Origin of the sequence: Candidatus Devosia phytovorans (assembly GCA_029202405.1) — a bacterium.
In the GTDB taxonomy this organism is placed as follows: domain Bacteria; phylum Pseudomonadota; class Alphaproteobacteria; order Rhizobiales; family Devosiaceae; genus Devosia; species Devosia phytovorans.
The window spans coordinates 3883585-3896951 of record CP119312.1 but is presented as its reverse complement, the minus strand read 5'-3'; the positions used below and the strand labels follow the sequence as shown (position 1 = coordinate 3896951).

Sequence of the window (13367 nt, the reverse complement as noted above, 5' to 3'; positions counted from 1 at the left end):
GAGCGTCTCACGAGACCGTCAGCCCATTGAGGAAATCTGGGGGACTGCTAACTCTTTTCCGCCTGCCTCCCGGCGCGCAACCCCCATCGCCGATCTGTTCTCCGAAGGAGGCTCACGCCATGTTCGAGGCCATCACAAAACTGTTCAATCGGCCTGAAACCGATCTGGACCGGAACGACCCCAAGCTTTCCGTTGCCGCTCTCCTCGTGCATCTCGCGGCCGTTGACGGGCAGATGAAGGATGCCGAGCGCGAGGCCATCAAGGGCGCCCTGCAGGATCATTATGACCTTGACGAGCAGACCGTGGAAAAACTGGTCCGCGAAGCCGCACTGCGCGACGCCGAGGCCGTGGATTTCTACCGGTTTACCGCCGCCCTGACCCGGCTGGAGATGGAAGACCGCATCGAGATCGTCCGCATGATGTGGATGGTCGTCTTCGCTGACAAGAAGAACCACGAGCTCGAAGACAATATGGTCTGGCGGATTGCCGAACTGATCGGTGTCTCGAGCCGCGATCGCACCATCCTGCGCAACCAGATCTCCAGGTCCCAGCCAGCGGCAGACTAGCTACCAGGCCGTGAACTTGCCGATGGTTTCGACCTCGTCTGTGCCGCAGTCGAAGTCGCCGGATTTGTCGGCGGCTTCCCGCGCCAGTTCATTGGCATCGGCATTGGCCAGCGCATCGACATAGGCAATGTGGCAGGTATTGCCCTCTACCAGCTGCGTCACCACCAGCACCTGCCCCTTGTCCTCGCCGGTTTCCGGATCGGCAGTGTGATAGCGCACGATCGTCGCGATCGGCATCCAGCGACCAAGGTCATTGGAAAGCCGCCATTCCATCTTCGGTCCGAGGTAGTTGAAGGGCGACAGCGTCTGCCCGCCACTTTCATTGGCATCGGGATCAAAGCCATATTCGAGCGAAAAGCGCAGGTCGCCCTCATTGACCTTGAGTGGATAGCCCTTGTAGCCGGGGCAAGCCCAGGTGGCGCCGAAATCATCGGCATCGAGCACCAGGCACTGGTCGAGGTCGAGGTCCGTATAGGAACTGTTGAATGCCGCCTGCGCCGGATTGGCCAGGCCCATCATGGCGGCGGTAGCGAACAGAAAGCGCTTCATCCTGGATCCTTCTCCCTTGCTGCCAGCAAACTGGCTTGCCTTTGCGGCCTGTTCTGGGCGAGAACGCAGACGACGTTGTCGCCTCCCCGATGAACGAGACCTGAGCACCATGAATATCGACGCCATCCCGACCGGCAAGAATCCGCCCGACGACCTCAATGTCATCATCGAAGTGCCGCTGGGCGGCGAGCCGATCAAATACGAGATCGACAAGGATTCCGGCGCCCTCTTTGTCGACCGCTTCCTCTATACGCCCATGCGCTATCCGGGCAATTACGGCTTCGTGCCGCATACCCTGTGCGGCGACGGCGACCCGCTCGACGTCATTGTCATGAATTCGCGGCCGCTTGTCCCCGGGGCGGTCGTCCGCTCGCGCCCGATCGGCGTGCTCTACATGGAAGACGATGGCGGCCAGGACGAAAAGATCATCGCCCTGCCGGTGTCCAAGCTCACCCGCATGTATGACAATATCCAGGATATCGGCGATTTTCCCGAAATCCAGCTCGAGCGCGTCAAGCACTTCTTCACCCACTACAAGGATCTCGAGCCGGGCAAATGGGCCAAGATCGACCGCATCGGCAACCTCGCCGACGCCAAGCAGGTGATCCTGGAATCCATCGAGCGCTTCAACGCGTCCAAGTAAGCCACAGGCTTGCCCCATGGCGGGTGCATGACGTTTATTCGTCACGCCCGCCCATGGATCTTCCAATGCGCTTTCTCCTCGCCAGTCTTGCTCTTGCCATGCTTGCCCTGCCCGCCTGGGCGCAGGACGTGCCGCAGGTCTTGGCGGATCGTCTCGAACGGGATGGGCAGGGCGTCGGCCTTGTCGCCACCGTGGTGGAAAACGGCATTCCGACCTTCACCAGCCTTGGCCCGCTCGCGGCTGGTGATAATCTAGAGATCGACGAAAACACCCTGTTCGAGATCGGCTCGCTGTCGAAGCTGTTCACCAACACCGTGCTGGCGACGCTGGTCGAAGACGGGACAATCGATCTCGATGCGCCGGCCGCGGCCTATCTGCCCGAGGGCATGACTTTGCCCGAGTTCGAGGGCCACAAGATCACCCTCCTTGACCTGGCGACCCACACGGCCGGCCTGCCGGCCATTCCGCCTGAGATGGCCTTTGCCGATCCCGCCAACCCCTATCAGCATTACACAGCCGAGCTGCTGGCGGCCTTTCTTGCCGCCTATCCCCTGCCTCGCGATCCCGGCGAAAAGTTTGAATATTCCAACATCGGCACCACGCTGATCGGCCAAGCCATCAGCCACGTCACCGGCCAGACTTACGAAGACCTTGTCCAGACCCGTATCCTCGCCCCCCTGGGCATGGAGGATACCATGCTGGTCGTATCAGGGGATAAGTCTGCACGATTTTCGACTGGCCACGATGCCGGTGGAACGCCGGTAAGCCATTGGGATTTTGACGTCTTCGCCCCCGCCGGTGGCTGGCGTTCGACAGCCGCTGACATGGCAAAATTCATCGCAGCTGCCAGCGGCCAGACCGCGAGCCCGCTGAGACCCGCTTTCGAGCTGATGCTGGAAGAAACCCGCCCGGGTGGCTCGCCCAATATGCGCATCGGCCTGGGCTGGATGATCCTCAACCGACCCCAAGGCGGCAGCACGATCTGGCACAATGGCCTGACCGGCGGCTTCGATGCCTTTGCCGGCTATGACCGCGACAATGGCCGCGCCGCCGTAGTGCTGGCCAATGCCGTGACGCAGACCGGCATTGAAGACATCGGTTTTCACCTCATCGATGCGACTTCGCCCCTGACCTCCCAGCCGCAGCAGCATGCCGAAATCGAGATCGATCCGGCGCTGCTCGACAATTATGTCGGCACCTATGAACTGGGCCCCGAATTCCAGATCGAAATCACCGCCGCCCATGGACGGCTGTACGTGCAGGCCAGCGGGCAGGACCGATTTCCGGCCTTTCCCGAGAGCGAAACCCGCTTCTTCCTCAAGGTTGTCGAAGCCCAGGTGAGCTTTGAGACCGGCGCGGACGGCAGGGCCACGGGCCTGGTGCTGCACCAGAACGGGCAAGATGTGCCGGGGCGGCGCCAATGAGCGGCCGCATCGTCATTCTCAACGGCGCCCCGCGATCGGGCAAAACCTCGATTGCCAAAGCCATGCAGACCGACCTGCCCGGCAGCTGGATCAATCTGGGCGTCGATGCCCAGAACGCCATTTTGCCGCAGCAGTTGCGGCCCGGGATAGGCTTGCGGCCGGGTGGCGAAAAGCCCGAACTGGAGGACGACGTCGTCCGGCTGTTCTTCGCGCTTTATGGCGCGATTGCCGCCCATGCCCGCGCCGGTTTCGATGTCGTGGCCGATGTCGGTCATCACGATCATTATTCGCGCCCGCTGGGCATATTGCCCCAATGCGCCCGGCTTCTGGATGGGCTCGATGCGTTGCTGGTCGGTGTGCATTGCCCGATCGAGACCATCATGGCGCGGCGCAATGCCGATCCGCAGGGGGGCCTCTATCTGGGTGGCGACCTGGTGCCGGCGCCGGTGCAGCGCTGGCAGGATGCGGTGCATGTGCCGGGGATCTATGACCTGAGTGTCGATACCGGCACGATGAGCCCGCAGGATTGCGTCGCGGCAATTGCCGTGGCACTGGCGGCGCCCAAGGGGGCTTTTGCCACCCTATCGACACGCTAGCGCCCCACCCCCATGCGCGCCAGCAGATGGTCGCGGCGAAAGAACTGGTGCCAGAGCGCGGCGCCGACATGCCCGATCAGCAGCGCGATCAGCACGCGCGAGAGGATGCCATGCACGGTCATCGGCGGCGCGAGGGAAAAATCGGGCAGCGGCAGCGGCGCACTGCCAAAAATCTGCAGGTTTGCACCCGTCAGCACCAGCGTGCCCAACCCGCTCGACACCATCACCAGGATGACGAGATATAGCCCGAAATGCACGGCATGGGCGGCCTGCTTCTGCAGGCGCGACATGCCCGGCACATCGCCCGGCCGCTTGTCGAAGGCAAGCCACCAGACGATGCGGAAGAGGGTCAGCACACCGACCAGCACGCCCATAATCGCATGAGCCCGTAACACCGTCAGCTGCTGGGCTTCACTGGCCGTGTTGGAAGCGACGAGGCCGCTGACCAGCATGCCGATAATAGCCAGCGCCGTCAGCCAATGAATGGCCACGGCGACGGCACCATAGCGTGTGTTGGAACTGCGTAAAGACATGACGAACTCCCTTGGCTTGATGGTTTTCCATGAATATACTTAGCACACTATATAATTACTAAGCATGCTATGTAAATGACCCTGCACCGCGAAACCTCTATCGGCTACCTGACCAATTGGGCCGCGCGCCTGCTGGTGCGCGAGCTCGACCGGCAACTGGCCCCGCTGGGCCTGACCCCCGCCCACATGCCCGTGCTGATGGCGCTGGAAGCCGGTGACATGACGCAAAAGGCCATCGCCCAACAGGCAGCAGTCGAACAGGCGACCATGACCGCGACGCTCAACCGCATGGAGCGCGATGGCCTGGTGATCCGGCGGCCGAACCCCCAGGACGGACGCTCCATGCTGGTGTCGCTGACGCCGCTGGCTCGGGGCAAGCTGCCGCAGGTGGCGCAGGCGGCCCAGACCATCAACGCCCTGGCCATGGAGACGCTGACCGAGGCGGAGCGCCTGCAATACCGCGCCCTGCTCGGCAAGGTCATCGCCACGCTCGAAGCCAGGGACACTGGCATCACCGGTTGACGAAGTCTGTACCTCGCCGGCTTTCCGGACGGATAACCGCGTCGCACTTATCCTGGAAACCCTTTGGGCGGCTCAGCGAGGGTAATGCGATTGCCTTCGGGATCGATGAGCTGGGCTACCACGCCCCAATCGCCGACCTGATCCGGCTCGGGCTCGATGCCTTCGGCCTTAAGCCGCGCCCGTTCCACCGCCATCACGGGCACAACAATGGTCATGCGCGCATGGCCGGCATCGTCCGGCGATTCCCAGAGCTGCACGCCCGCCGCTCCCATATTGCGCCACTGCGCCATGCCGGGAAACGGCTGGTCATCGGGCGCGCGGCCCATGAGCTTTGTGTAGAAGGCAAGGCCCGCCGCAAAATCGCGGACGGCGGCGCAGGCATAGATGCCCTGGACAGTGATCGGCATGGTCTTTTCCTCTTGGCTGGACAGAACAATGTCGCGCTGGCTTTGCCTGTTTCGACACAGCCTCCGATTTTTTTGCAGCAGCGAGCGCCGGATGGCTCGGAAGCCTCCGGTGAGGAGCAAGACGGCGGACCCCGAGACGGCTTTCGCCTCTGAGCAAGTTAAATAGTGAGACGAAAACCGTCCCGGAGTGCCGGTTTTTGGCTCAGCATCGGTTATCGCGGACTGTGATCCTTGCCACAGCCGGCCGATGCTCGGACCTGCACGCGCCAGCGAAAGCCGTGCCCGGCTCCCCCCGCCACTGTTCGCCTGCAGGCCGCCCGTGCGGGGAAGATGCGACAAGTATGCGCGTGGTTTTTGCAGACGGGGAAAACTATCTGCATGAAGATCGGTAAACCGCGACCATGCCAAAAAATATCTCGACGGTCTTGCGCTATATGAGCGCCAGGAAGTCCTTCACGCGCGTCATGAGCAAGGCGCTAGCCTCTGCGTCATAATCGGCCAGGCCATTATCGGTGAAAAGATGCCCGCTGCCGGGATAGAGGAAAAGCGCGCCATTCTCCGCCTCCGCCACCAGCCCCCGCGCCGCCTCGATATCGCCCGATGCGACGAATTCGGGATCGCCATCCATGGCGTGGATCTGCACCGACACATGACTTGGCCAGGTGGGTGAAAATTCGCTGATCGTGATCGCGCCATGAAGCAGAACGGCGCCCCGCACGTTTGCCCGAGTCTGCGCAATCGCCTGGGCCGGCAAGACGCCCAGCGACATGCCCATGGTGACGATCTCGCCGGAGATGCCGTTCGCGACCGCCGTGCCCCGCGCGATGATTTCGCTAAAGCCGATGGATTTCACATGGGCGAGGCCGGAGGGGATGGAGGCGAAGGTTTTGCCATCGAACAGGTCGGGTGTGTGGACCGTGTGGCCGTTAGCACTCAGCGCATGGGCAAAGGCGGTGACGCCGGGGGTGAGGCCCAGGACGTGGTGGAACATCAGGATAGTGGGCATTACCGTCTCCACAAACTCTGGTCCTGAGCTACCATCCACGGATGGCGGTCACACAAGTAAGCTGAACACAGTATGCATAAATGCATATTTGCGAATCGTATCAGTTAGTTAGCTATCAAAGCTTAAGCCCATGTTTTCCATTGACTTTTTTTGGCTGAAGCCTGAATATGTATTTAGGCAGTCATGCGCCGGATTAACCCAGAGCACTCGAAAGACTGCAGGTGCGAAAGCGCAATTATGGGCCGGGGGGCTGCCAACTCATTTCCATATTGCCAGCATTTTCATTTGCTGCGCATTGAGACCACAGTGATCGTGGCTCGGAACCAATTTAACGCCGTAGCTCAGATAGTTTTGGCCCTTGTGATATGTAATTGGCTTCAAGATTTCCGCATATCTTGGCTCACAATTCCCATATCTGTCCGGTTCGAAACCAGCAGCGAATGAAGAAGCCACGATATCGGCCAATTGAAGGCTGGCGCTCTTGTCATGGTCTTGCGCATCGACTGCATCAATATCCACAACCGGCCAATGAATGCGAATGTCTCCTGTTTGGTCAGTCTTGAGCTTCCGTAGATAGTCTCGAAAACTGTCATATTGCATTCCGCCTCGCCTAGAAAACGTTATGGCGACCCTCCCATCGCCCTCCGGCACCTCAGGCCTATAGTCGCGACATAGCCACGATATTCGCTCGATGAGATAACGCGTCATGTAGAAATACAGCTGATTTGTATCTGTGTATATTTCCGCCGGGATGGGCTCTTTTGCCGCAATAATGCTGATCGCACGAACGGGTTTTGCTGCTAACGTTTGAACTGCCGCAACTTTCTGACCATGGTTTAATTTCGCGAAGTGCAACTGACGAGACTGACGATCTGGCATGCGTTCATTTATCTCATCGCGCCATCTAACTGCAGACAATGAATGTTGTTGGCGAAAAAGACATGCTGAAATAACCAACCAACGAGAAGAACCACCTCGACCACCAACCTCTCGAAACGGCACCTTAAGGCCGTCATCGCCAGACTCGTCAATAAATGCAACGTAGCTGTGGGTCATCTCTTATATTTACTAGCGTCTTCGATTCGCAGAAAGGCCCGGGATTTCCCCGAGCCTTCTTCACTGCAGTCCAGACAATGTCCGGCCCTTACCCCAGATGCGCCAATACCGCTAACAACAACAGCGCCACGATATTGGTGATCTTGATCATCGGGTTCACCGCGGGACCTGCCGTGTCCTTGTAGGGGTCGCCGACGGTGTCGCCGGTGACCGAGGCCTTGTGGGCGTCGGACCCCTTGAGGTGTTTGACGCCATGGCTGTCGGTGAAACCGTCTTCAAAGCTCTTTTTGGCATTGTCCCAGGCGCCGCCGCCGGCGGTCATGGATATGGCGACGAAGAGCCCAGTGACGATGACGCCCATCAGCATGGCGCCGAGCGCCGAAAAGCCTGCCGCTGGGCCGGCGATCCAGTTGATCAGGAAGAAGACCACGATCGGTGACAGCACCGGCAGGAGCGATGGCACGATCATTTCGCGGATCGCGGCCTTGGTGAGCATATCGACGGCGCGGCCATAGTCGGGCTTGTCGGTGCCGGCCATGATGCCCGGCTTTTCCTTGAACTGGCGGCGCACTTCCACAACCACCGCCTGGGCGGCACGACCCACGGCGGTCATCGACATGCCGCCAAAGAGGAAGGGCAGGAGCCCGCCAAACAGCAGGCCGACGACGACATAGGGGTCGGCCAGCGAGAAGGTCAGTGCCTCGAGCCCATAGAAGAACGAGCCCTCCACCGCCTCGCGGGAGAAGTAGATCAGGTCCTGCGTATAGGCGGCGAACAGCACCAGCGCACCCAGACCCGCCGAGCCGATGGCATAGCCCTTGGTGACGGCCTTGGTGGTATTGCCAACGGCATCGAGCGCATCGGTATTGTGGCGCACTTCCTTGTCGAGCCCGGCCATTTCGGCGATGCCGCCCGCATTGTCGGTGACGGGACCAAACGCATCGAGCGCCACGACGATGCCGGCCAGGGCCAGCATGGTGGCGACGGCAAAGGCAATGCCAAACAGACCCGCCAGATTATAGGTGACGATGATGCCGGCAATGATCACCAGGGCCGGCAAGGCCGTGGATTCGAGCGAGACAGCGAGGCCCTGGATGACATTGGTGCCATGGCCGGTGACCGAAGCCTCGGCGATGGAATTGACCGGGCGGCGATTGGTGCCGGTGTAATATTCGGTGATGACGATGATGAGCCCCGTGATCACCAGGCCCGCCACGCCGCACCAGAACAGCGACATCGGCGTGAAGGTCTTGTCCGTGGCTTCGATCGCCACGTTGAGATCGCCGAACACCAGCCAGAGCACCGGCAGGAGCACGATCAGCGACAGCACGCCGGTGGCAATGATGCCCTTGTAGAGCGCGCCCATGATATTGTTGTCACTGCCGAGCTTGACGAAATAGGTGCCGATTATGGACGTCACCACGCAGGCGCCGCCGATCGCCAGCGGCAGCACCATGCCGATCAGCTTGAAGGCGTCGGGCAGGATGATGGCGGCCAGCACCATGGTGGCGACAATGGTCACCACATAGGTTTCGAACAGATCCGCCGCCATGCCGGCGCAGTCGCCGACATTGTCGCCCACATTGTCGGCAATGGTCGCGGGGTTGCGCGGATCGTCCTCCGGAATGCCGGCCTCGACCTTGCCCACCATGTCGCCGCCCACGTCGGCACCCTTGGTGAAAATGCCGCCGCCCAGACGGGCGAAGATGGAAATCAGCGAAGCGCCAAAGCTCAGCGCGACGAGAGCGTCGATCACCGTGCGGCTGGTCGGCTCGAAGCCGAGGAACTGCGTGAGAATGATGAAATAGAGGGTGACACCCAATAGGCCCAGCCCAGCCACCAGCATGCCAGTGACGGCGCCCGACTTGAAGGCGAGATCGAGACCCTTGGCCAATGACCCCACCGCGGCCTGCGCGACGCGGACATTGGCCCGCACCGAGACATTCATGCCGATGAAGCCGGCCGCGCCCGAGAGCACCGCGCCGAGCAGGAAGCCGACGGCGGCATAGACCCCGAGAAGGAAGAAGGCGGCGATCAGGATGACCACGCCGACAATACCGATGGTTGCATATTGACGCTTGAGATAGGCCGATGCGCCTTCCCGGACGGCTGCCGAGATTTCCTGCATGCGAGCCGAGCCGGCGTCGGCGGCGAGCAATTGTTGCGTCGTATAGACGCCATAGACGATGGACAGAGCGCCACACACGACGATCAGCCAGAGTGCCAAAGTCATAGATCAGTCCCTCTAATTTCCTCCGAGGGTCTCATCCGTGTGGGGCCGGTCCTCCAACCGACGCGACACGCCTCCTACGAGCCCCTTCCAGGGCAAGATTAGCGGGATTGGGCGCGTAAGCAATGGAAATTGCGCTATTTTGTCGCGGGCTCCCATTGCTGGATGGCAGGGGCCAGCGCAGCAGGGTCACCGGAAACGGCAATCGTCTTGAAGCGGCTTGTTTCGCCGCTGGTGAGCGCGAGCGCGGATTTGGGCAGGTCGAGCTGTTTGGCCAGCAGCGCAATCACCGCCGCATTGGCCTTGCCCTTGTCGGGCACGGCGGCGACGCGGATGCGCAGCGCGGCACTGCCGTCATCGCGGGTCTCGACGCCTTCGATAGCGTTATGGCCGGCATTGGGCGTGACGCGAAGAAAAAGGCTCAGCCCCGTAGGGCTGAGCCTGAACCACTTGGGCGCGTCCAAGGCCTAGAGGCCGGCACGAACCACGGCGGGATAGACATAATAGCCGATGATCTGCTGGATGAAGAAGATCAGGATGAAGGCGATGATCGGCGAGATATCCAGGCCCGAAAAATTCGGCATGAAGCGGCGGATCGGCCGCAGCACCGGCTCGGTCAGCTGGTTGAGCACGCGCCACAGGCCCTCGACGAAGGCATTGCGCGTGTTGATGATATTGAAGGAGATCAGCCAGCTCATGATGATCATGGCGATCAGCACCCAGCGATAGAGGTCGAGGATCAGCAGGATGATGTCGAGCACGGCGCGCATGGGCGTCTCCAGAAAAAGGTCGTGACCTATCTAATGACTAGCCGGCCTTGGGACAAGGGCGGCCCGAAAGGCAAGAGAGCTCCGCTCCGCGACTGCGAAACGGAGCTCCAATGATTTTACCATCCGGTACGCAGAACAACACTCTCCGGACATCACCCACATTGCAGGAAGCGTGCCAACTGCGAGGGGCCGGAAAACCGGGAGCGAAGATTAAGGCCCTCTGAACATTCGCGTTTTGCGAGGTTTTCACCCCTTGCAGAATGCGACGGCGTTGCGAAATGCGACTCTTCGAGCCGTCCCGCAGGCAAATCGCTCCGGTGGAGCGATTTGAGGCGAGAAGGCCATGAGGCCTATGGCTGAATGGCCTGCGCCTTGCTCGGCTTCCAGGTGGCGACCTTGAGCAGGTAGAGCACGACGACGAGGCCCAGCACGATATAGCTCAGCGGATCGAGCACCACCTCGATGGCCTCGTAATGCTCATGCAGGATGAAGCCGGCCATGGTGAGGAACGTGTTCCAGATCAGCGCGCCCGTCGTCGAGGCGAGGAGGAACACATGCAGCGGCATTTTCGACAGGCCCGCGGGGATGGAGATCAGCGTGCGGATCAGCGGGATCAGCCGGCCGAACAGCACGATGACCGGACCAAAGCGAGTGAACCATTTCACGGCAATGTCGATCTCGTCGGCATTGAAGGCCATGACGCGACCGAAGCGGTCGGCGAGATAGCGCACGCGCGTAAGGCCAAACAGCTTGCCGGCATAATACCAGGGCAGCATGCCCACCACCGCACCCACGGTCGCCGCCGCCAGCACGCCGAAGAGATTGAGATCGCCATTGGCCGCGGCAAAGCCGGCAAAGGGGATGATCAGCTCGCTGGGGATCGGTGGAAATATGGATTCGGCCAGCATGACGAGGAAAATCCCCAGATATCCGAGTTCGGAAATGGTCTGGATGATCCAGTCGGTCATGCGGCATTCTCCCTGTGTGTGGTTCGCACCATGGCGATCAAAGCCCAACAAAAAGTAAGGGCCCCGACGTTTCCGTGGGGCCCTCACATATTCATCAATTATGCCGACTTGGCGGCGCGGCTCATGCGCTTGCGATCATTGGGATCGAGCCAGATCTTGCGCAGGCGGATCGACTTGGGCGTGACCTCGACATATTCGTCTTCGGCGATATAGCCGAGCGACTGTTCCAGCGTCAGCTTCTTGGGCGTGGTCAGGCGCACCGCTTCGTCCTTGGAGGTCGTGCGGATATTGGTCAGCTGCTTGCCCTTGAGCGCGTTCACTTCGAGATCGTTCTCGCGGGAATGCTCGCCGATGATCATGCCTTCATAGATGTCGACGCCGGCCTCGATCATGATCGGGCCACGGTCTTCGAGGTTCCACAGAGCAAAGGCCACGGACTGGCCGGTGCCATTGGAGATCAGCACGCCCGTGCGACGACCCGGCAGGTCGCCCTTGAAGGGCACGAAGGAGTGGAACAGGCGGTTGAAGATGGCGGTGCCGCGGGTGTCGCTCAGCAGTTCGGGCTGGTAGCCGATCAGCGAACGGGTCGGAACCAGCAGCTTGATGCGGGTACGACCGACGCCCGAGGGGCGCATGTCGGTGAGGTCACCCTTGCGCTCTGTCAGCTTTTGCACGACCGAACCGGTATGCTCGTCATCGACGTCGATGATGACTTCCTCGACTGGCTCGAAGCGCTGGCCATTCTCTTCCTTGAACAGCACCTTCGGGCGACCGATGGTCAGCTCGAAGCCTTCGCGGCGCATGTTTTCGATCAGCACGGCCAGCTGCAATTCGCCGCGACCTGCCACGTCATAGGAGTCGTTGTCGTCGCCGGGCGTCACGCGGATGGCGACGTTGCCTTCGGCTTCGCGCATCAGGCGTTCACGGATGACGCGCGACTGCACCTTGTCGCCTTCGCGGCCGGCCAGCGGGCCGTCATTGATGCGGAAGGTGACCGACAGGGTCGGCGGATCGATCGGCTTGGCGGTGATCGGGGTGGTGACGGCAGGCACGCAGATCGTGTCGGCCACCGTCGAGGTCACGAGACCGGCAATGGCGACGATGTCGCCGGCTTCGCCGATATCGACCGGCGTACGCTCAAGGCCACGGAAAGCCAGGACCTTGGAAACGCGGCCCTTTTCGACTTCCTTGCCTTCACGGTTGAGCGTGTGGATGGGGTCGCCAGCCTTGACCGTGCCCGATGCGATACGGCCGGTTAGGATACGGCCGAGGAACGGGTTGCGCTCGATGGTGGTGACCAGCATGCGGAACGGGCCTTCCTCGACGGTGGGCTCGGGAACGTGAGCCACGACCTTGTCGAGCAGCGGCGCCAGGGTTTCCTTGGGGCCAGCCGGGTCTTCAGCCATCCAGCCCTGCTTGGCCGAACCGTAGAGAACCGGGAAATCGAGCTGTTCGGGTGTCGCGTCGAGCGCGATGAACAGATCGAAGATTTCTTCGAGCACTTCGAGGTGGCGCTCGTCGGACTTGTCGATCTTGTTGATGGCAACGATCGGGCGCAGGCCCTGTGCCAGCGCCTTGCCGAGCACGAACTTGGTCTGCGGCATCGGGCCTTCGGCCGCATCGACCAGGATCACCACGCCATCGACCATGGACAGGATGCGCTCGACTTCACCGCCGAAGTCGGCGTGGCCGGGGGTGTCGACGATATTGATGCGGGTTTCGTTCCACAGCAGCGACGTCACCTTGGCCAGAATGGTAATGCCACGCTCGCGTTCGATGTCATTGCTGTCCATGGCGCGTTCTTCGACGCGCTCGTTTTCGCGGAACGAACCGGACTGCTTGAGCAGGACGTCGATCAGCGTGGTCTTGCCGTGGTCAACGTGGGCGATGATGGCGATATTGCGCAAAGACATGTCGGTCAGCCTTGTTTGCATAATCCACAACACCGCCCCACGGGATCGTCTCGGGTGGGCTGTCTATCGGGATCAAGCTTTTATGGATTTGAGCCGGGGCGGATCAGACGCCGGCCAGTTGGCGGCTCCATACATGAGGATGGCCCCCGGCACAAGGCGAGCCAGCGCAAGGCGGGGTTGCAAG

15 protein-coding genes are annotated in these 13367 nt (G+C 61.1%); 5 read left to right on the top strand and 10 right to left on the bottom strand.

What is annotated here, in order from left to right; translation table 11 throughout:
• The first annotated feature begins 119 nt into the window (after positions 1 to 119).
• Positions 120 to 566: a TerB family tellurite resistance protein gene (locus tag P0Y65_19135; protein WEK04269.1), complete on the top strand. Its 447-nt coding sequence runs from the start codon at positions 120 to 122 to the stop codon at positions 564 to 566.
• Here the strand turns inward: P0Y65_19135 and P0Y65_19130 are convergent, their stop codons facing one another.
• On the bottom strand, positions 567 to 1115 hold the full coding sequence (locus P0Y65_19130) for a hypothetical protein (GenBank protein ID WEK04268.1): 549 nt from the start codon (positions 1113 to 1115) through the stop codon (positions 567 to 569).
• A 109-nt stretch (positions 1116 to 1224) separates the two neighbouring features.
• Between P0Y65_19130 and ppa the strand changes: the two genes are divergently transcribed.
• From ppa to P0Y65_19115, 3 genes are all read left to right on the top strand, one after another.
• On the top strand, positions 1225 to 1758 hold the full coding sequence (gene ppa / locus P0Y65_19125) for an inorganic diphosphatase (protein ID WEK04267.1): 534 nt from the start codon (positions 1225 to 1227) through the stop codon (positions 1756 to 1758).
• 65 nt (positions 1759 to 1823) lie between these two features.
• Complete coding sequence (locus tag P0Y65_19120; protein ID WEK04266.1) at positions 1824 to 3182, top strand: serine hydrolase; 1359 nt, start codon at positions 1824 to 1826, stop codon at positions 3180 to 3182.
• Positions 3179 to 3778: a chloramphenicol phosphotransferase gene (locus P0Y65_19115; GenBank protein ID WEK04265.1), complete on the top strand. Its 600-nt coding sequence runs from the start codon at positions 3179 to 3181 to the stop codon at positions 3776 to 3778. Before P0Y65_19120 ends, P0Y65_19115 begins: the two co-directional genes overlap by 4 nt.
• Here P0Y65_19115 and P0Y65_19110 read toward each other — a convergent pair.
• Positions 3775 to 4311: a cytochrome b gene (locus P0Y65_19110; GenBank protein ID WEK04264.1), complete on the bottom strand. Its 537-nt coding sequence runs from the start codon at positions 4309 to 4311 to the stop codon at positions 3775 to 3777. The two genes, P0Y65_19115 and P0Y65_19110, sit on opposite strands and share 4 nt — an antisense overlap.
• Before the next feature lie 75 nt (positions 4312 to 4386).
• Between P0Y65_19110 and P0Y65_19105 the strand changes: the two genes are divergently transcribed.
• On the top strand, positions 4387 to 4833 hold the full coding sequence (locus tag P0Y65_19105; protein WEK04263.1) for a MarR family transcriptional regulator: 447 nt from the start codon (positions 4387 to 4389) through the stop codon (positions 4831 to 4833).
• Between the two features lie 47 nt (positions 4834 to 4880).
• Here P0Y65_19105 and P0Y65_19100 read toward each other — a convergent pair whose 3' ends face one another.
• From P0Y65_19100 to typA, 8 genes are all read right to left on the bottom strand, one after another.
• The gene (locus P0Y65_19100; protein WEK04262.1) at positions 4881 to 5240 is read right to left on the bottom strand and encodes a VOC family protein; all 360 of its coding nucleotides are present in this window, start codon (positions 5238 to 5240) and stop codon (positions 4881 to 4883) included.
• A gap of 430 nt (positions 5241 to 5670) precedes the next feature.
• Positions 5671 to 6246 (bottom strand): dienelactone hydrolase family protein, encoded by a 576-nt coding sequence (locus P0Y65_19095; protein WEK04261.1) that lies wholly within the window; start codon positions 6244 to 6246, stop codon positions 5671 to 5673.
• A gap of 258 nt (positions 6247 to 6504) precedes the next feature.
• Positions 6505 to 7302, bottom strand: coding sequence for a DUF3800 domain-containing protein (locus tag P0Y65_19090; protein WEK04260.1), 798 nt, complete (start codon positions 7300 to 7302; stop codon positions 6505 to 6507).
• A gap of 88 nt (positions 7303 to 7390) precedes the next feature.
• A complete protein-coding gene (locus P0Y65_19085; GenBank protein ID WEK04259.1) occupies positions 7391 to 9535 on the bottom strand; it encodes a sodium-translocating pyrophosphatase in 2145 nt (714 codons plus the stop codon).
• Between the two features lie 134 nt (positions 9536 to 9669).
• Positions 9670 to 9996 (bottom strand): DUF167 family protein, encoded by a 327-nt coding sequence (locus tag P0Y65_19080; protein WEK04258.1) that lies wholly within the window; start codon positions 9994 to 9996, stop codon positions 9670 to 9672.
• A 3-nt stretch (positions 9997 to 9999) separates the two neighbouring features.
• Positions 10000 to 10302: a YggT family protein gene (locus tag P0Y65_19075; protein ID WEK04257.1), complete on the bottom strand. Its 303-nt coding sequence runs from the start codon at positions 10300 to 10302 to the stop codon at positions 10000 to 10002.
• A gap of 350 nt (positions 10303 to 10652) precedes the next feature.
• A complete protein-coding gene (locus P0Y65_19070; protein WEK04256.1) occupies positions 10653 to 11270 on the bottom strand; it encodes a DedA family protein in 618 nt (205 codons plus the stop codon).
• 98 nt (positions 11271 to 11368) lie between these two features.
• The gene (typA, locus tag P0Y65_19065) at positions 11369 to 13183 is read right to left on the bottom strand and encodes a translational GTPase TypA (protein ID WEK04255.1); all 1815 of its coding nucleotides are present in this window, start codon (positions 13181 to 13183) and stop codon (positions 11369 to 11371) included.
• Positions 13184 to 13367 lie beyond the last annotated feature (184 nt).